We start from the raw sequence: 20,109 nt of genomic DNA, 5'->3' as shown, positions 1-20,109 counted from the left end.
CTTTTAGAACATTTAAGATTGGAGACTTGAAATGGGATATGTAAAGAATTTATATATTGATGGTTTAAAGCGTTTTGAACATTTTGAGATAGAGTTTAATGAATGCTTGAGTATATTAGTGGGAGAAAACGAAGCGGGTAAAAGTACAATACTAGAGGCTATTCGGATTGTACTTAATCAGCAGTATTGTAATGCAGATAAATCTGTATTACAAGATTTATTTAATTTGGAAAATGTTGGTATTTTTAAAAATATTCCTAGTGTAGATACATTGCCAAAAATAATTATTGAAGTAGATTTGGAACTTGATAATACACCGCGAAGTATCGATTTTTATGGAGAAAACCATATAAATGGTAATCGTGGTGAAGAAAAGTATGGGATTAGATTTGAATGTAAATTTGATGAGGATTTTTCTGAGGAATTAGCAGAATCAATTAATGATGGGAAAATACCATATGAGTATTATTCTTTGACATGGCAGACATATGCAAATTTACCATATAAGATGGCTAAGAGACCAATAAAGAATTTATTTATTGATACGTCAGAAACTTCAAAATCGTCAGCATTTAACTTTTTTAATAGATCGCTTTTTTCAAATATTTATAGTAATGATACTAAACTCAAAGCTAAGAATGCATTTAGAGAAAAACTAAATACATCTTTTGAGGATGTAAATCTTCCTGATATTGATACTAGAAGACGATTTGGAATAGATAATAAGAAAGTTGTGTTAGAAAGCATTTTATCGGTGTATGAAGATTCTATTCCATTGGAGAATAAAGGAAGTGGAATGGAAAGTTTAGTAAAAACACAAATAGCACTTAATCGTGAAGATAATATTGATACGATTTTGATTGAGGAACCTGAAAATCACTTGTGTTTCACAAATTTAAAGCAAATGCTCCAACAAATAATGGATCATGAAGAAGACTCTCAAATTATTCTGACTACGCATAGTAATATGATTGCTAGTAGGCTAAATCTTGGAAATGTAATTTGGATTTCAGAAAATCGCTTTTTATCATTAAAAAATGTTGATTCGCAAACATCAGCTTTCTTCGAAAAGGCAGATGATAATGGTTGTCTACAACTTTTATTATCAAAAAAAGTAATTCTTGTAGAAGGAGCTACAGAGTATTTGTTGTTACCGAAATTTTACGAAAAGAAAACTGGAAGAACTATTGAAAAAGATGGAATCTCAATAATATCTTGTGATGGTATTTCTTATAAGAGATATTTGGAGATTGCAAGTAAAACGGATAAAAGAATAGCTGTAATAACAGACAATGATCATGACCAAACTAAAATTGATGATGCAAGTAAATTCAATCAGCGTAATGAAAAACAACATATTTTTATGGGGACTACAATTGATGATTGGACTTGGGAAGCATGTGTTTATAACTGTAATAAAGAAAAACTTGATGATATGATTCCTGTTCAAAAAGATGCTAAATATTTATTTCATAAGAAAGATTATGGACAGGTGTTAGGAAAGATGCTTGCAAACAAGGTGGATACGGCATATCAGATGCTCATTTCGGAAAGAGAATTTAACATTCCTTTGTATGTGGAGGAGGCAATTGAATGGCTAAACAAGTAATACTAGCGGTTGCAGGTGCAGGAAAGACGTATCATATTTGCCATGAAATACAGCCTGATAAGAGAAATTTAATAGTAGCATTTACGCATGCAAATATTAAAAATATCCAAAACGAATTAATAAAAGCATATGGTAAGATTCCGGACTTGACTAGAGTTATGACGTTTGATACGTTTGTTTATCATATGCTTATTCGACCATATGAAGCTGCTATATTTGATTTTTTTGGTGAAGATTATAGTTATGATGAAACGAGCATAACTATAAAAAAGCCGCCTGAACAGAGAATAAAAGTTGATAGTCACTATGTGATTAACAAAAAATATAGAAAAAAAGACTGTATTTGGCATTATATGGATGAAAAAAAACAATACTATTGTGAAACGTTGTCCGAATTAGCTATGTATATTAAGCAGGGACGGAATTCACTTGTTCGAACAGCGGCTATGAGGTTGAATCGTTTCTTTGATAATGTAATGATAGATGAGTTTCAGGACTTTAGAGAATATGATTATGAGTTGATAGTGAAATTATCAAAATATCTAACAAATATTTTTTTGGTAGGAGATTATTATCAACATTCTGTATCGGGACAAAACAATTCTGGTAAACCTTTTAAAATGGGGAAAACATATATTTGTTATGATGATTTTATCGAGAAATTGCAAGGAGAGAGATTTGACGTTGATGAAACATCTTTGATTTATTCAAGACGTTGTTCTGAAGAAATATGTTCATTCGTTAGGAAAAAGTTAGGAATCAGAATATATTCTGCAGAAGTAAATTCAGGAGCAATAATAAGACCTTTAGATGTGAAAAAGATAATTGATGATAAGAATATAAAAAAACTTGTATTTGATAATTCTTCAAAGTATTCTTTTAATGCAATCAATTGGTCATATTCAAAGGGGGATACATATGAATCAGCTTGTGTTATTTTAAATGGAAGTACGGAGGAACTAATGGATGATAATTTTTCTTCTTCTAAATTAAAAACTGTAACATTAAATAAGCTATATGTCGCGTTAACTCGTTCGAAAGGGGATCTTTATATTATTACGAAAAAAGAGTTTGATGTACTTAAAGAAATATATATGAAGTAGGACTGTTTATGGAGAAAATTTGTATGGGTGGTTGGATATTTTATATATCCAGTGAGGTTGATTATTTTGAAAAAGATAAAGTTGGAAAATGGATGTACTTTTTTGAAGATGAAGAAAGAGTAGATTATTTGTGCAGAAAAGCTGTTGAAGATGGTATAGTCGTAGAAGCAAAACACTCGGATTCATCAGAAGGTGTTTCTTGCTTTTATCTTAATATGGATGATTATGAAGGACATAGAAGAGTAATTGAATTCTTTATTGAGAATGATATGATTCGAAGAACGAAAGCAGGAAGATTGTATAATATTTCTTTTAAGTTGGACGCACAGACAAGAGCAGGAGAATATGGAGAGAATTTTAATGCTGAATTAAAACTTGAAAATTTAGTAAATCTTATGACTGGAGAATGGATATATAATAAATGATTATTTTGAAAAAATAGGATTATAAGATGCTAATATTAACATTGAGATTGTATATGTGATTAATGTGAAGAAAAGAGCTTTTTTATAAAAGGAGAGTAATAGTTATGAATTTTACTATGAATTTAACTGGACAGATTAATCAAATTAAATTACCTAAGTCTAAAGCATTATGGCCATTATTTGAAACTATAGTAAATTCTATTCAATCGATAGAAGATACAAAAAATTGTTTTGAACCAATGGTTATAATAAAGGCAATAAGAGATTTGAATGGACAGATTAATATTGATGGTGATGAGGAAAAGACTCATTTTGAAGAATTTATTATTATAGATAATGGAGAAGGATTCACTGAAAGGAATTATAAATCTTTTTTAGAAGCTTATTCAACATATAAAGTAAAAAAAGGGTGTAAAGGAATTGGAAGATTTTTATGGCTAAAAGCATTTAGCAAAGTAGAGATAAAAAGCGTATACATTGAAGATAATATTTGGTATAAGCGAGAATTTAGTTTTTCATTAAAAAATTCAATAGAACCAGAAAATAACAAAAAGCAACTATCAGATTTAGATGAGAAAAAACAAATAACTGAGATTAAACTCATTGGTTTTAAATCAGAATATAGGGATGAAGTGGCATTATCATTAGAAAGTCTTGTAAAAAAAATAATAGAACATTGTATACCATATTTTATTATTGAGGGTTGTCCAGTTATTACATTGGAAGATAATTTAGGAGAAAAGATAAATATTAATCAGTATTATAAGGAAAAATACAATGATGTTTTGCATCAAGATAAAATTTTAATAAAGAATAAAGAATTTATTTTGTATCATATGATGTTGGAATCAGGTGCAGATAAGCATGAATTGCATTTATGTGCCAACAATAGAGAAGTTAAATCGTATGATTTATCTACTAAAATTCCAAATTTGACAAAAAAAATAGTAAGTGATAATCAGTCATATTATTATGTGGCATACATGTCAGGAGGATATCTTGATGATTTGGTTAATACAGAACGATATGAATTTGAGTTTGTTGATTTGCCTATTGTAGATACTATTAGTGAAAAAGAAATTTTAGAACATGCTGTTGAATATATTAAAAGTTATTTGATAGATGATTTAGAAAAGATTAAAGATGACAAACAGAAACGTATAGATGAGTTCGTAAAAAATAAAAAACCGCAGTATAGATATCTTTTAAATCAACGAGATGATGTTTATGATAAAATACCAGTTGGTTTGTCGGATGAAAAATTAGATTTAGAACTTTATAAGCAAGAACAAGAATGGGAATTAGATATAGCAAAACAAAAGTGTAAGATAGAAGAAAGAAAAAATACGATGGATTCATATGATTATATGGAATTGTTTAATGAGTATTGTTCAAGTATTACTCAGTTAAGTCAAGCAAGTTTGGCAGAATATATCGTCAGACGTAAATCGGTGATTGAATTGTTGGAAAAATCTTTAGAAATAAATGTTGATGGTAATTATAACAAAGAATCACAAGTTCATTCAATTATTTGTCCGATGAAAATTACTTCTGATAATGTTCGATGTGAAGATATGAATTTATGGTTAATTGATGATAGATTAGCATATCATCAGTTTTTGGCTTCGGATATTCCAATGAAAAAAATTCCTGTGATTGATAGAGATAGTTTAAAAAGAATGGACATTGCAATATTTAATAAAGCAATTTCTTTTTCGTCAGATATAGATAATATAAATTCAGTAACTATTGTTGAATTAAAAAAACCACAAAGAAATGATTATGATTCAGATGATAATAACCCAATTAATCAAGTTTTAGAATATGTTGCAGATATTAAATCTGGTAAAATGAAAAAAAGCAATGGACGAGATTTTGGGTATATGAATAATGTTGCATTTTATTGTTATGTAATTGCGGATATGACTGAAAAACTAGTAAAAGATTCAGAAAATGCAGGATTAATTAGAACACCTGATGGGGAAGGCTTCTTTGGATATAATTCATCAAGAGGAGCATATATTGAAGTGATATCATACAATAAATTAGTTAAAGATGCTAAAAAGAGGAATGAAGTTTTATTTGAAAAATTGTTCAATCCTAAATCTAAAGATTTGTTATATTTTGGTAAGGTAGACAATAATTAATAACCATAAGATTTTTTGGGGATTCAAAATATTAGGAGGAGGAAAAAGTAATAATGTCAAAACTTATAAGTGCAAAAAAGATAAGTTTAAAGAATCATCCGGAGATTAGAGAGGATGCAATTCAGAAATTTATATTTGATAATCCGAATGTATTAGGATTGGGTGAATTGGAACCAATAAGAAGAGAAAAAATACAAGTTAGTGGTGGACGATTAGATATATTATTAGCTGATGATAATGGTACAAGATACGAAGTAGAAATACAATTGGGTGCAACAGATCCTAGCCATATTATTAGAACAATAGAGTATTGGGATAATGAAAGGAAAAGATATCCTCAATATGATCATTGTGCTGTAATTGTAGCTGAAGAAATAACCGGAAGATTTATGAATGTTATCCAATTGTTTAATGGTGCAATTCCATTAATAGCAATGCAAATTCAGGCAGTAAAAGTTGGGGATGATATTCAGTTGAGTTTTGTTAAAGTGTTAGATAGAGTTAGTTATGCAGTAGATGAGGAAGATGAGGTTGAACCTACTGATAGAAATTATTGGAATAAAAAGAGCGATGTTATAAAATATGTTGATGAAATTTTTGAAGACGTTATTGAGTATGCTCCAGGGTTTGAGCTTAATTATAATAAGTATTATATTGGCGTTAGAAAAAATGGTATTTCACAAAACTTTATATCTTTTAAACCAAAGAAAAAATTTATATATTTAAATGTAAAATGCGGTGATGATTCAAATTATATTGAAGAATTGAATGAAGCTGGTGTTGAGTATACATATGATTCAAGGGGAAGAGGATTAAGATTAAAAATAAGTAAAATGGAAGAATATAAGGTAAATAAAGCAGTTTTCGAAAAAGTAATTAAAGAGGCAATGGAACGAAAAAATATTGAATGAGATTAAATGTATTGGAGAAGGATAATATGTTTGATGTAAAAAAACTAAATGATGTTATTGAAGGGTATAAGAAAAGATTTCCTTTGCAATGGAAAGAGGAAAACTTTAAGTGGGAAGCTATCAAGTGGTTTAAGGATAATTGGGACATAGAGGCTGAAGATTTTCATTCTATGTTTATGAAAGCAACTGAAAAAACATATAGTATTCTTGTGAGTGCTGGTAACTTTCCCAGAAAGATGATTGATGTTTTTTCTTCAGAAGAACCAGAAACAGTTAGAGAAATGTTTAGAGTTTTATATGATGAGTCTAGAGATTTATCTGAAAGATTTTTATATTTTCAAAATCAGGCTGAAGAATTAAGAACAAAATACAATGATGGTACATGGAAGAATCATTATCAAAGAGATAATGTTCTTTCTGTTTACTTATGGTTACGTTATCCAGATAAATACTATATTTATAAATATTCTGTTGTTAGAGCTTTTACAAAAGCTATAGGTAATGATTTTATACCAACAAAAGGTGATGGAATTAATAATGTTATCCAATCAAAGATATTTCACGATGAAGTTAAGGAATACATTAAGGATAATTCTGAGTTGAATGAATTATTAAATACTTCATTAGATGAGATGAAGTATTCTGATCCGGAAAGAGTAACTTTAGTTTTAGATATTGAATTATATGTGGCTAGACATTTTGTAGAGGAAAATAGTTGGGGACCAGTTGGTTATTCGCCTAATATTACAGTTGATAAATGGAGAGAATTATTAGAAGATAAAGAAGTTTTTACTAAGGATAGTTTTAAGGTACTAAAGAGAATTTTAGATAACGGTGGAATTGCTTCTTGTACTGAATTATCTAATAAATATGGAGAAACAAAGAATTATTATAATACTAATGTTTCAAGTCTAGGAAAAAGAATTTATGAAAAGATAGGTTGTCCTTTGTGTAATGAACCAGATTGTAAATATTGGACAATTCCTTTTGTTGGACGAAAAGCAGAAAAAAATAGAGAAGGAAGCTATGCTTGGAAGTTAAGAGAAGAATTAAAAGAAGCATTATTGAAAGTAGATATGTCGGATGTATCTTTGTATAGTGTAAAGGATGAAGTACATGTTGATGCTACTTTAGAGGAATATACAAAGGAAGACTTTTTAAGTGAAGTATTTGTTGATAAAGATAAATATAAAGATTTAGTTAATCTTCTAAAAAATAAAAAGAATATTATCTTGCAAGGCGCACCAGGTGTTGGTAAGACTTATGCAGCTAAGAGATTAGCATATTCTTTAATTGGAAAGAAGGATGATTCTAAAATTGAATTTATTCAGTTTCATCAGAATTATTCTTATGAAGATTTTATCATGGGATATAAGCCTACAGCTAATGGCTTTGAGTTAAGAAAAGGTGTGTTTTATAAGTTCTGTAAGAAGGCAGAGGCTGATCCTGATAATAACTATTATTTTATTATTGATGAAATAAATCGTGGTAATATGAGCAAGATATTTGGTGAATTATTGATGCTTATAGAAAAGGATTATAGAGGCAGTGAAAACGCATTGAAATTAGCATATAGTGACGAGGCATTTGCTGTACCAAAGAATCTTTATATTATAGGCATGATGAATACGGCAGATAGAAGTCTTGCTATGATTGATTACGCACTTAGAAGAAGATTTAGTTTTGTAAATATTGAGCCAGGTTTTTCTTCTGAAGGTTTTAAGAAGTATCAAGAAAGCCTTAATAATGATACATTTGATACACTTATAAATAAAGTTATGGAATTGAATAGATATATAGCTAATGATTCATCTTTAGGGTCAGGCTTTTGCATTGGTCATAGTTATTTCTGCAATCAGAATGAATGTACTGATGAATGGATGAGTTCAGTTATTAGTTATGATATTATTCCTACCTTGGAAGAGTATTGGTTTGATAATAAATCAGAAGTTGATAAGTGGTTTAATGAATTGACTGGGGTAATAAATGATTAAAGATAAGAGTATTTATATAAGAAATATATATTATATGTTATCTTATGCATTCTCTGTACTTAAGCAAAAGAATTATGAAAGTATTGCTTCGGAGAATTTTGAAGATGTTACTGATTTATGTGCTGCTATTTTAGCATGCGGAACGGCACAACAGTTAAAGCAAGGTCTTTATCGAGAGTATGTTACTTTTAATGATAATTTATCTGTGATGAGAGGTAAATTGGATATAAATGGTACGATTAAAAATCAGATTCAGAATAAAAGAGTGTTAGCTTGTGAATATGATGAATTGTCGGTTGATAATATCTACAATCAAATTATTAAATGTACGATTAATTATTTATTGAAGAGTAAAACTGTTAAGAAGGAAAGGAAAGATAGTCTTAAAAAGGTAAATTTATTCTTTGATGAAATATCGGATATTGATATTAGTTCTATTAGATGGGATAGACTTATGTATCAGCGTAATAACAAAAATTATGAGATGTTAATTAATCTTTGTTATTTTGTATTTAATAGTTTGATTCAGACAACGTGGCAAGGTAAGTATCAAATGACTACTTTTTCTGATGAACATATGAATGTGCTATTTGAGAAATTTGTTCTAGCATATTATAAGAAGCATCATGGTGATTTGAATGTTGTGAAATCTGCTGAAATAAAGTGGAATATTTCTGATGACGCTGACAATAATATGATTAGATTTTTACCTAAAATGCAATCGGATATTTATTTGAAAGTTGGAGAACGTGTATTGATTATTGATACAAAATATTATACGCATACATTGCAGGTACAATTTGATAAGCATACTATTCATTCTAATAATTTGTATCAGATTTTTACATATGTAAAAAATGAGGATGTAGATAATAGTGGTAATGTATCTGGAGTTATATTATATGCAAAAACAGATGAAGACATAACACCGGATTGTGAGTTTATGATGGGTAATAATAAGATTGGTGTTAAAACTTTGGATTTGAATGCGGATTTTTCGTATATTAGAATGCAGTTGGATAAAGTGGCGGATGAGTTTTTGTATCAATGTTTCGAGTGAAAAAATCACGAAAAGAGCACCGCGGACGGGTGAAAATGCAAATAATTGGTTGACAAATGTGAAAATATCACGATATAATTGTAAATGGGAATATGTTGGGAAAGAGGAATAATTATGTTAGTAGGATTTTCAGTAGGAAACTATAAATCATTTAAAAATAGACAAAGTATATCATTTGAAGCTAGTAAAATTGTAAGGCATAAAAACCATGTTTCGATAGAAAGTAATAAAAGATTATTAAAAAGTGCATTGATATTTGGTGCTAATGCAAGCGGAAAGAGTAATTTTATTGAGGCTATTGATATTTCACGTTTGATGATAATAGGTGGATTAGATAGGATTAATTTGAATAAATGTCATTTTCGTATTTCAAAGGAAATGTATAATCAACCAGCTATATTTGAGTATAGAATGATAATAGATGAAGTAGAATATTCTTATGGTATAGTGATTTCATATGTTAATAAAAGTATAATTAGTGAATGGCTTGTTAGGTTTGAAAAAAATGGAAAGGAAACATATATATTTAATAGGGAAGTAGATTCTAATAATGTATGTAAATCAATAACGGAATTAAAGTTTACTAATGACAAGCAAAAAGAAAGAATGGATTTTTTCTTAGAGGGTTTTTCGGAAAATATTTCGGATTCGTATAAAAGAAAAACTATTTTAAGTGATATAGCGTTAAGAGTAAATGATGATGATGGGATTTTTTTCGAAATTAAGAAAGTATTTGAATGGTTTGATAAAATAATCGTTATTTTTCCTGAAACAAAATATAATTATAGTGATGTAGCAACAGATGAGATAAAAAAGATACATCTTTCGGAGTGGATGAAACATTTTGATACAGGTATAGAAAAAGTGATATTTGAAAAACAGCATATGGATTTTGAAAAGATATTTCATAATGATCCAAGCATTGAAGCAATTAGGAAAAAAATTGATATTTCTAATGCAGTAGAAAAAAGACCTGTTGTAATAAAGATTAATGGTCAAATATATGAGTTTAAAAAAGATGAAAATGGTAATATTATATATGATAAATTAGTACTTAATCATGGTAATGAAGAAGATTTATTTGATTATGATGATGAATCCGATGGAACCAAAAGATTGATTGATTTAGTTCCTGTTTTTTATGAGAAAGATAGTGCGAGTGTTGTTTTAATAGATGAAATAGATCGAAGTATACATACAAAAGCAGTTAGAGAATTTTTGGAAATATTTTACGAAAGCAATGAATCTGAAAATCACCAGTTAATTGCTACAACTCATGATACAAATTTATTAGATTTAGATTTGTTACGACAAGATGAGATTTGGTTTGTTGAAAGACAGGAAGATAATAGTTCCAAAGTCTATTCTTTAAATAAGTATAAACAACGATTTGATAAAAAAATAGATAAAGATTATTTATTAGGGCGATATGGCGCAGTTCCAGTTTTTTTAAAGGATAATATATTAGAGGAATAAAATGGAAAATAAATATAGATTAAGTTCTAATGCCTTTAATCGAGAAGACGATAATGATAAGATTTCTCCTAAAAAAATATATTATATTTCAGTTGAAGGTAATGTTACTGAGAAAGAATATTTTAATGGTATATCGATAAACAGACAAAAGATAGGAATTGATGCGATTATTGATGTGCATGTGTTAGGAAGGAGACGAAATGATACTAGGTGTATGCCGAGTGATGTATTAGAGTTATTAGAAGAATATGTTGAATTAAGAGATAATGAAGAAGATAATTTTTTTGAAAATGTTCCTGAGGAAATAATAAAAAAATGGGGAAAAGAGTTTATAAAAGAATTTCTAGATGAAAATGAATCAGGAAAAGCACAGAATAATGAAGAGTTTAGAACAGATTTATTAAAATTAGGATATGATATATCTTATAGAAAATATTTACGTGATCATGCGAATCATAATGATGAATTTGGTATTGTTATTGATAGAGATCAATATACACATTCAGAATTTAATATGTTAAATTGTATAGATTATTGTAAGAAGAAAAATTATTCTTGTTATATTTCTAATCCATGTTTTGAATTTTGGTTATTATTACATCATGTTGATGTAAAAAATAAATATGCTAATCAAATGAATTTAATATTGGAAAACAAAAAAATATCAAATAAGCATACTTTTGTTAGTAATGAAATATCAAGAATAGTTCATCATGCTAAAGGACATATTCTATTTGAAAAGAATTATCTACCTTTTATTGATGATGCAATTAATAGAGCAAAAGAGTTTGAATCTGATGAAATTGGATTGGTTGATAATGTTGGTAGTAATATTTGGAAATTGATAGAGAAAATGAGAAAAAGTAATAAAGAATAATGTATAAATAGAAAAATAATATGGTGATTATTTTGTATTTACTTGATGAATAGAGTGAAGACTCTTTTTGCTTGATAATTCCCATTAGAGTAGTCGCTCTAAGGGGTTGTTCTTTTTGGCAAAAGTATTTGCTGAAGTTAATATACAAAATTAAGATAAAAAGAGTTTAGAAGATATGAAATACAATAAAGTAATTAAAGCAACATTTATTAATCGGCCAAACCGTTTTATTGCCGAAGTTGACATTGATGGTAAGCGGGAAATTGTTCACGTTAAGAATACTGGTAGATGTAAGGAATTACTTATTCCAGGTTGTGATGTTTGGCTTGATGAACCGGGTACACCTAATAGGAAAACTAAATATGATCTTATTGCTGTTAGGAAGAGTAATGGATTATTGATTAATATTGATAGTCAGGCACCTAATAAGGTTGTTAAAGAATGGCTTGCTACGAAGGATTATGATGTGGTAATTCCTGAGTATACATATGGAAAATCACGTATTGATTTTTATATGGAGAGAGATGTTAGCGGTGAGGATGGTAATGTTGGAAAGGAAAAGTATTTGCTGGAAGTAAAGGGGTGTACTCTTGAAAGAGATGGTATAGGGTATTTTCCTGATGCTCCGACAGAGCGTGGAGTTAAGCATTTGCGGGAATTAATAAAGGCAAGGGAAGATGGATATCATGCTATGCTTGCATTTGTTATTCAGATGGATGGTATTAGTGAGGTGAGAGCTAATGTTGAGACGCATCCTGAATTTGGGCAGGTGTTTGATGAGGCGAAGGATAAAGGTGTTGAGATTGTGTTTTTGACTTGTCATGTGGAAGTGGATGAGTTGAGGGGGGAGATGTCGGTATAAATGTCGGTAGAAAATTCGGTTGGTTGACAAAAAGATGGATTGGGATTATACTTGAGGTGATGAAGGATATGTTTTATTAGACATAAAAAACGACCCCTCAGAGTTACAGGCTCTAAGGGGTTGTTCTTTTTAGTAGGAAGAACACAACCTAAGGCTAAACTACCGAAATATTTCAGTCTAACCATTTGCAAATAAAGTATGCTACGATACTTGCCATGACTGAAATAATGAAGGATATTACGTTAGACATGCTATTCACCTCCTCACTGCTACAGTTTGGAGCGGTAGCAAGATAATTATAGCACAAACGTAATGCGAAAGTAAATATTTTTTTGGCAAAGATATTTGCTGATGGTTGATTGACAAAATATAGGATTGGAAGTACAATTTGGATTATAAAGGAATGAATTATATGATGCATATGTATCAAAATTCCCCCTTAGATTGCGGCTAAGGGGGTTGTTATTTATATATAAGGTGAAAATAATATATTGACTTTTGCGCAAGATTGGTATATAGTTTAGTTGAAGCGATAAATTTGATTTTTTATACCTGTTTTTATATATGTGGTTTATGTGCACCTACTATAAGTGGGTGCTTTTCTTGCGCCATTTTATAAAAATAGGAGGTAAATAAATGGAAAAAAGTTGAATGTATACAAACTTTTGCGCTAATATAGTTAATAAGATTAGCACGAAAGTTGGTGATTGATGATGAAATCAATAGAAAAAATAATTGATAAAACAGGGACGCTTTTAACAAAGGATGTAATGAAAGCGGGAATATCAAAATATGATTTGTATAAGTTTATTGATGAAAACAATTATACAAAAGTTGCACATGGAATATATGTATCTCCGGAAACTTGGATGGATGAAGAATATATACTTTTTTTAAGATGCCCGCAGGGAGTTTTGTCTCATGATGAGTCATTGTATTATCATGGCTTGATAGATAGGGAACCTATGCAGCCTATAATTACAATATATACCGGTTATGGAACATCGAGATTAATTGCTGATGGTATAAAAGTATTTACAGTGAAGAAGGATTTGCTGGATATTGGTAAAGAGTATGTGGTTAATTCATACGGTCATAAGATACCTATATATGATTTAGAAAGAACAATATGCGATCTGGTTCGTTCTAAAAATAGATTTGAAATACAGGACTATCAAACAGCAATTAAGTATTATGTTGTTAGTAAAGAAAAAAATTTAAATAGATTGGTTGGGTATGCAAAATTATTTCATGTGGAGAAGAAAATAAGAGAAATAATGGAGGTTTTATTATAGGTAATGCTTACAGAAGCACAAATTAAGGGGAAGATAAAAAAATTAGCGAAAGAAAATAGTTTATTAGAAATAATCGTTGATGGTAGATATTTTAATGATGTTGACTGAGATTAAAAATGACCCCTCAGAGTGGTTGCAGCTCTGAGGGGTTATTTTATATTGGAAATGTGGTATAATTAGGTTGTTTGAGGAAAAAATATAGGAGGTTTACTATGAAGTTGAAGGAATTAATATGCAAGATCGTTATGATTTTGTGCTTGGTTGGTTTATTTGAGGTAGGAATAAATACTAAGGTTTATGCAGCTGAAGAGAAGATTGTTAATTTTACATCTTTTGGAACATGGGTTGAATATAAGGGCGATGAAAAGATTATATATAAGGTTGTACCTAAAAAATCTGGTGTTTATAATGTTGCATTAGATTGTGGGTTTGGACCTGATCCTTCATATTATTCATCATATGGAACTTTATATAATAGCGATAAGAAGTATATAGGTACTATAGTTGATCGAAATGATGTTGATGAAGCTGGAAATGAGTTTTATTTAAGTAAGGGTAAGACTTATTATGTTGTTCTAGAGAGAAGTAATTACGCAGGTAGAACAGGAATTGAAGGATTTGGTGGAAAAATTAAGATATCATATTTAAAAGATGTAAAATTAAAAGAATATACGGATGTTACGGTTGAAGTCCAAGGTTATGATATTTCAAATGGATATCGTCGTTTTGAGGGAATAAGTTATAATCCTAAGAAACATGTCTTGGAATTAAACAACTATACTGGTGAAGGTGATATAAGTATTAGTTCGCCATATGATTTTGAAGTTGATGAAAAGGATGATCCAAATTTCTTAAATTTTACTATTAAGATTACTGGAAATAATACTATTTATTCAAATCCGGGCTTGGATAGTATTTTTAATATTTGTGGGCATGGTAATTTTAATGTAATAGGTGATGGAACAGTAAACTGTAAATTTAATCTTAAAGATACTTGGAGAAATAAATTTATAGACGGACATGGTTGCAATATAATCTTTGATGGGCCTACGATAATTACTGATAAAATTAATAGCGCTTTAATCGTAACTTGTGACACGAATAACATGATTGGCAAATTTACATTTAAATCAGGATCAATTATTATTAATAATTTTGTGAATTCTAATGAATTTTTATTATCTGCTTTTGAGGCAGGTGCTATGGATATGTCGGGCGGTTTTATAAGAATTAATTATGTAGTAAATGGTTCTTTGGAGCCTAAGAAAACTCATGGAATGTTTTGTATTACTGGTGAGATGAATGTTACGGGTGGAAATATTATTATTACTGGAGATGCAAAAACAATACCGAAAGTTAAAGTTTTAGATTCATTTGCTAAGATGAATGAAAAAACAAAGAATGCAATATTAATTGGTGCAAGAATAAAAATTCAGGATGTGAAGATGAAACTTGAAAAATATTCATACAAGTTTGATGGTAAAGCGAAAACACCAAAGGTAATAGTCAATGGATTAGAAGAAGGTAAGGATTATATTGTTTCTTATGTGGATAATGTTAATGTTGGAATAGCTAAGGTAATTGTCAAAGGTAGAGGACACTTCTGGGGAAGTAAGACATTTAGATTTAAAATCTCAGGTGAAGAGAATATTAAAGTAGGTGATACGGAAACATACGATGGTATTCATGGATTAAAGTTTGGTAGTACATTTACTGATGGTAAACTTATTTATAAGGTTACTAAGGAAGGCACATTGGATGGGAAGACAGCTGGTAAAGTAACAGTTATTGGACTTAAGAAGAAGACTTTAAAGAAAGTTGCCGTTAAGACTAGTGTTAATTATGGTGGTGTTAAGTATAAGGTAACTGCTATAGGTAAGAAGGCTTTTAAGAAGGGTAAGAAGCTTAAGAGTATTGTGATTGGTAAAAATGTAGCTAAGATTGGTAAGAGAGCATTTGCTGGTTGCAAGAAACTTAAGAGTATCAAGATAAAGTCAAAGAAGATTAAGAAGTTTGTTAAAGGAGCTTTTAAAGGGTTGAAGAAAACTTGCGTGATTAAGGTTCCAAAGGCAATGAAGAAGGCTTATGTAAAGAAGATTAAGAAGGCTGGATTTAAAGGAATAGTTGAGTAGTTGACAAAAGATAGAATTGGGATTATACTTTGATTAACAAAGGAAATAAGATTGTTAAAGTCATGTTTAACAAAAGAACCCCTCTCAGAACGAATCTGAGAGGGGTTGTTCTTTTTGATAGGAAGAACATAACCTAATATGCTACCATGAGTTATCAGTCAAGCCATTTGCATATGTAGTAGGCTACTACACTAGCTAAGACCGATAAAACAAAGGAAATATTTTTTTGGCAAAAATACTAATCAGATTAAAATAAGATATAATTATATAAATATTTGATAGTAGGTAAAAAAAATGTGGTATAATTAGGTTGTTTGAGGAAAAATATAGGAGGTTTACTATGAAATTGAAGGAATTAATATGCAAGATTGTTATGTTTTTGTGCTTGTTTGGATTATTTGAGGTAGGAGCAGGTACTAAGACATATGCTGAGGAATGGCAGACCAGAGATTATAAATCATATGGCGATACCATTACTGTAAGAGCTAAGGAGCAAATGATATATAAGGTTTTGCCAGATGAGGATGGACTCTATGAATTTAAACTTATATGTGATACTAAGAAATTAATAGATGGTAGAACGGTATATACAGCATTTGCTACAGTATACAATAGTGACAAGGAGTTCATAGCGAGTGCTCATTATGATGAGAACCAAGAGGGGCAAAAGGTTTATTTAAAAAGTGGTAAGATTTATTACTTTGTGGTAAAAAAAGAAGTTTCTTGTGATTCACTTGACGCTAAGGTATGTATAGAAAAGAGATGGATGGGAGAGTGTGAATATCCTGATACATGTGACGTTTATTTGAATAGGGAAAAAGATACTAATATTATTAAAGCAAATATACAAGGTGTAACATACGATAAAGATACGCATACCTTGGAATTAAATAATTACAAAGGTAGTGATGAGTTTATTATCAATTCTTTTATGGGTAGTTTGGCGGATGAAAAGGATTGGCCATATTTACCAAAATTTAATATAAAAATATCTGGAAATAATACTGTTGAGTATGATAAAACTGCAGCAACTTTATTTACAATATATTGGTGTGGCAATGTAAATATAATAGGTGATGGAACATTAAATATTAAATTTAATGGAAAGAATAAATCAGTGGATGATGCAAGTCTCTTTTTGAAGACAGAAAAAAGTAGTGTAGTTATTGATGGACCTACTATAAATATTGAAAAGGCTTTTGGACCTGTTATTTCTACATATGGGGAAAAAGGACCATATGGTAAGTTAGAAATCAAGTCAGGTTCTATTGTCGTTAGCAAGTTTGAAAATGAAGATAAGGATTATTTTTATTCTATTTTTGAAACTGGATATTTTAAAATGTCAGGTGGTAGCATTATTGTAAATTACGTTAGAAAGAATGATGTTATGCCAAGTCATATTTATGAAACTATTCACTCTATTAGTGATATAAATATTACAGGTGGTAATATTATTGTTATGGGAGATGAAAAAGTTTTAGCTAAATTAAATCCTATATCATCAGCTGATGGTATAAGTGATGAAGAAAAAAATATGGTAATAAAAGGAAATAAGCTAGATGTTTCAAAGTTGGATGTTGAACTTGAAAATACTGAATATAAATATGACGGTATGGCTAAAGAACCTAAGGTTACTATATATGGTTTGAAGGAAGGTAAGCATTTTAAGGTTATATATGAAAACAATGTAAAGGTTGGTACTGCTAAAGTTATTGTTACAGGATTAGGTGTATTTACTGGTAGCAAGACTGTTACATTTAAGATTACTGAAGGTATGGATAAAAATGGATCTTATGATGGTTATCATGGCGCTAAGGCTGGAAGTAAGATAACTGATGGTATCTTTACTTATAAGGTTACTAAGGAAGGAACTTTAGATGCAAAAGTTACAGGTGAAGTAACAGTTACTAGTCTTAATAAGAGATTATTAAAGAAAGTTAGTATCAAATCAATACTTACTGTTAATGGTGTTAAGTATAAGGTGACTGCAATTAGTAAGAAGGCTTTAAAAAATGGTAAGAAACTTAAGAGTATAGTGATTGGTAAGAATGTGTCAAAAATCGGTAAAGGGGCATTCATTGGTTGTAAGAAACTTAAGAGTATTATAATAAAATCTAAGAAAATAAAGAAATTTACTAAGGGTACATTTAAGAGCGTTAAGAAAACTTGTGTAATTAAGGTACCAAAGGCAAAGAAGAAGTCTTATGCTAAGAAGATATTAAAGGCAGGATTTAAGGGTATAGTTAAGTAGATATAAGGAGTTTAAGATGAAAGCAAAAAATATAATTTGTAAATTGTTTATGTTGTTATGCTTAGTTGGTCTTTTTGAATTGGGCTCAATGAAAAACGTTCATGCTGAAATGAAGTATTCAAAGATACTTGATGGCATGAATGATATAGAAGATATTACCGAGGAAACTACATATTTGATTACTCCAAAGGAAACAGCTGTATATGCTTTTTATTTGAAATATGATACTGATAAAGATGCTTGTGCAACATTGTATAATGATAAAGATGAAGTAATTGAATTCATTAGAAGTTCAAGTAAAGAAACTCCACATCATGTATATTTAAAAGAGTCAAAGAAATATTATTTAAAGATAAGTAAGGTTGCTAATGAAAAATATGCTGTAGGAGGAAAAGTATGGATCAAACTATATTCAAGAACAATTGATGAGTCAGAATTTGAAACTTCTATTTCTGCTGAGGGAAACACTATATATAGTTCTACAGGACATCATAATTTGGATATGGAAGGAATATACTTTGATGAAAAGGCTAGGACTTTAGAACTTGATAATTTTCATGGAACTAAAACTCTTAATATTATGATGAACGCACTCTATTTTTCTGCAGATCCTGATGATGTAGATGGAAAGAATGTTGTAAATATTAAACTTACAGGAGAAAACAGTATTACTTTAAGTAATCCTGAAGACACATGGGCGATATATGCATATTTAAATGTAAAAGTTAAATTTATAGGTGATGGTGTTTTAAATATTAAGTTTGATAATATAAATAAAGAGTCTAAGTATGAGGAGTATGGTCGTTGCTTAATATCAGGATTATGTGATGTTGTTTTTGATGGTCCGACTATTAATGTCGAAGAAGAATGGGGCAATTTAGTGGATACATATTCTTGGTGGGTGCCATATGGAAGTATCGTTTTTAAGTCAGGTGAATTAAATGTAAAGAAATGCACAGATAGATGTAATAGTGGATTTGGTTCTATTCTTTTAGCAACATATATTGAAATGTCAGGTGGCGTTATTAGAGTTGATTATGAGTTTGAAAATGGCGCTAGACAGATTGAAGAATTTTGGGATCGAGATACATTCTATTCTATTGGTGAGATGAAACTTACAGGTGGAACAATAATTATAACTGGTGATTCTAGAATTACATCTGAACTCGGTACGTTTAGATCATTAGTTAGTGGGGGCGTTCAGGATAAAGGTGTTTCTGTTTTAAAAGGTGATAAAATCGATATAGCAAATGCAAAGGTTAACCTTGATAAGACTGAATATAAATATGATGGTACAGCTAAAACACCTAAGGTTACTATTGATGGCTTAAAGGAAGGCGTGGACTTCTCTTATACATATGCTGATAATGTAAAAGCTGGTAAAGCTAAGGTAATAATAAAAGGTTTAGGTGTATTCTTTGGTACTAAGGAAGTAACATTTGATATTGTTGCTGGAAAAGATGCTAATGGTTCATATGATGGTGTTCACGGACTAAAGGTTGGTAGTAAGTTTAATGATGGAAAGCTTATTTATAAAGTTACTAAAGAAGGTACATTAGATGGTAAAAATGTTGGAAAAGTAACAGTAGTTGGACTTAAGAAAAAGTCTTTAAAGAAAGTTAGTATCAAATCGATACTAACAATTAATGGCGTTAAGTATAAAGTAACTGCCATTGGTAAGAAGGCTTTTAAGAATGGTAAGAAGCTTAAGTCTATTGTGATTGGTAAGAATGTATCTAAGATTAGTAAGGGAGCATTTGTTGGTTGTAAGAAACTTAAAAGTATTACGATAAAATCTAAGAAAATTAAGAAGTTTGTTAAGGGTACATTTAAGAGTTTGAAGAAGACTTGTGTGGTTAAGGTACCTAAGGCAAAGAAGAATGTTTATGCTAAGAAGATTAAGAAGGCTGGATTTAAAGGTATAATCAAATAGTTTACATAAAACAAGTAATCATAATATGGTTGCT

General features: G+C 29.6%; 14 protein-coding genes. All 14 read left to right on the top strand.

Annotated elements, in window-relative coordinates; genetic code table 11:
* Positions 1-31: 31 nt before the first annotated feature.
* Positions 32-1,609, top strand: coding sequence for an ATP-dependent nuclease (locus B5D16_RS05450; protein WP_078765968.1), 1,578 nt, complete (start codon positions 32-34; stop codon positions 1,607-1,609).
* Positions 1,594-2,712, top strand: coding sequence for a UvrD-helicase domain-containing protein (locus tag B5D16_RS05445; RefSeq protein ID WP_078765967.1), 1,119 nt, complete (start codon positions 1,594-1,596; stop codon positions 2,710-2,712). Before B5D16_RS05450 ends, B5D16_RS05445 begins: the two co-directional genes overlap by 16 nt.
* Before the next feature lie 8 nt (positions 2,713-2,720).
* A complete protein-coding gene (locus B5D16_RS05440; RefSeq protein WP_078765966.1) occupies positions 2,721-3,137 on the top strand; it encodes a hypothetical protein in 417 nt (138 codons plus the stop codon).
* 104 nt (positions 3,138-3,241) lie between these two features.
* On the top strand, positions 3,242-5,284 hold the full coding sequence (locus B5D16_RS05435) for a hypothetical protein (protein WP_078765965.1): 2,043 nt from the start codon (positions 3,242-3,244) through the stop codon (positions 5,282-5,284).
* 53 nt (positions 5,285-5,337) lie between these two features.
* Positions 5,338-6,195, top strand: a complete 858-nt coding sequence (locus B5D16_RS05430; protein ID WP_078765964.1) for a hypothetical protein — start codon at positions 5,338-5,340, stop codon at positions 6,193-6,195.
* 26 nt (positions 6,196-6,221) lie between these two features.
* Positions 6,222-8,189, top strand: a complete 1,968-nt coding sequence (locus B5D16_RS05425) for an AAA family ATPase (protein ID WP_078766072.1) — start codon at positions 6,222-6,224, stop codon at positions 8,187-8,189.
* On the top strand, positions 8,182-9,249 hold the full coding sequence (gene mcrC, locus B5D16_RS05420; RefSeq protein ID WP_078765963.1) for a 5-methylcytosine-specific restriction endonuclease system specificity protein McrC: 1,068 nt from the start codon (positions 8,182-8,184) through the stop codon (positions 9,247-9,249). Before B5D16_RS05425 ends, mcrC begins: the two co-directional genes overlap by 8 nt.
* Positions 9,250-9,363: 114 nt before the next feature.
* On the top strand, positions 9,364-10,725 hold the full coding sequence (locus B5D16_RS05415; protein WP_159444291.1) for an AAA family ATPase: 1,362 nt from the start codon (positions 9,364-9,366) through the stop codon (positions 10,723-10,725).
* Position 10,726: 1 nt separating this feature from the next.
* Positions 10,727-11,602, top strand: a complete 876-nt coding sequence (locus tag B5D16_RS05410; protein ID WP_078765961.1) for an RloB family protein — start codon at positions 10,727-10,729, stop codon at positions 11,600-11,602.
* Between the two features lie 175 nt (positions 11,603-11,777).
* Positions 11,778-12,464, top strand: a complete 687-nt coding sequence (sfsA, locus tag B5D16_RS05405) for a DNA/RNA nuclease SfsA (protein WP_078765960.1) — start codon at positions 11,778-11,780, stop codon at positions 12,462-12,464.
* Between the two features lie 713 nt (positions 12,465-13,177).
* Positions 13,178-13,759 (top strand): type IV toxin-antitoxin system AbiEi family antitoxin domain-containing protein, encoded by a 582-nt coding sequence (locus tag B5D16_RS05400; RefSeq protein WP_078765959.1) that lies wholly within the window; start codon positions 13,178-13,180, stop codon positions 13,757-13,759.
* A gap of 212 nt (positions 13,760-13,971) precedes the next feature.
* Positions 13,972-15,891, top strand: a complete 1,920-nt coding sequence (locus B5D16_RS05395; RefSeq protein ID WP_078765958.1) for a leucine-rich repeat protein — start codon at positions 13,972-13,974, stop codon at positions 15,889-15,891.
* A 340-nt stretch (positions 15,892-16,231) separates the two neighbouring features.
* Positions 16,232-18,142 carry a leucine-rich repeat protein gene (locus B5D16_RS05390; RefSeq protein WP_078765957.1) on the top strand — a complete coding sequence of 637 codons (1,911 nt, stop codon included), beginning with the start codon at positions 16,232-16,234 and terminating at the stop codon, positions 18,140-18,142.
* A gap of 16 nt (positions 18,143-18,158) precedes the next feature.
* Positions 18,159-20,075 (top strand): leucine-rich repeat protein, encoded by a 1,917-nt coding sequence (locus B5D16_RS05385; RefSeq protein ID WP_078765956.1) that lies wholly within the window; start codon positions 18,159-18,161, stop codon positions 20,073-20,075.
* The last annotated feature ends 34 nt before the right edge of the window (positions 20,076-20,109 follow it).

It is taken from the genome of Eubacterium uniforme, from assembly GCF_900167115.1.
Classification (GTDB): Bacteria; Bacillota; Clostridia; order Lachnospirales; family Lachnospiraceae; genus Eubacterium_S; species Eubacterium_S uniforme.
The sequence above is the reverse complement of the archived record's forward strand: the minus strand, read 5'-3'. Positions and strand labels throughout refer to the sequence as shown.

Bases quoted from the DNA above. Each gene is read 5' to 3' on its own strand.
- B5D16_RS05445 (WP_078765967.1), top strand. From the start codon at position 1,594: ATGGCTAAACAAGTAATACTAGCGGTTGCAGGTGCAGGAAAGACGTAT.
- B5D16_RS05450 (WP_078765968.1), top strand. From the start codon at position 32: ATGGGATATGTAAAGAATTTATATATTGATGGTTTAAAGCGTTTTGAA.
- B5D16_RS05390 (WP_078765957.1), top strand. From the start codon at position 16,232: ATGAAATTGAAGGAATTAATATGCAAGATTGTTATGTTTTTGTGCTTG.
- sfsA (WP_078765960.1), top strand. From the start codon at position 11,778: ATGAAATACAATAAAGTAATTAAAGCAACATTTATTAATCGGCCAAAC.
- mcrC (WP_078765963.1), top strand. From the start codon at position 8,182: ATGATTAAAGATAAGAGTATTTATATAAGAAATATATATTATATGTTA.
- B5D16_RS05430 (WP_078765964.1), top strand. From the start codon at position 5,338: ATGTCAAAACTTATAAGTGCAAAAAAGATAAGTTTAAAGAATCATCCG.
- B5D16_RS05410 (WP_078765961.1), top strand. From the start codon at position 10,727: ATGGAAAATAAATATAGATTAAGTTCTAATGCCTTTAATCGAGAAGAC.
- B5D16_RS05415 (WP_159444291.1), top strand. From the start codon at position 9,364: ATGTTAGTAGGATTTTCAGTAGGAAACTATAAATCATTTAAAAATAGA.
- B5D16_RS05425 (WP_078766072.1), top strand. From the start codon at position 6,222: ATGTTTGATGTAAAAAAACTAAATGATGTTATTGAAGGGTATAAGAAA.
- B5D16_RS05440 (WP_078765966.1), top strand. From the start codon at position 2,721: ATGGAGAAAATTTGTATGGGTGGTTGGATATTTTATATATCCAGTGAG.
- B5D16_RS05435 (WP_078765965.1), top strand. From the start codon at position 3,242: ATGAATTTTACTATGAATTTAACTGGACAGATTAATCAAATTAAATTA.
- B5D16_RS05395 (WP_078765958.1), top strand. From the start codon at position 13,972: ATGAAGTTGAAGGAATTAATATGCAAGATCGTTATGATTTTGTGCTTG.
- B5D16_RS05385 (WP_078765956.1), top strand. From the start codon at position 18,159: ATGAAAGCAAAAAATATAATTTGTAAATTGTTTATGTTGTTATGCTTA.
- B5D16_RS05400 (WP_078765959.1), top strand. From the start codon at position 13,178: ATGAAATCAATAGAAAAAATAATTGATAAAACAGGGACGCTTTTAACA.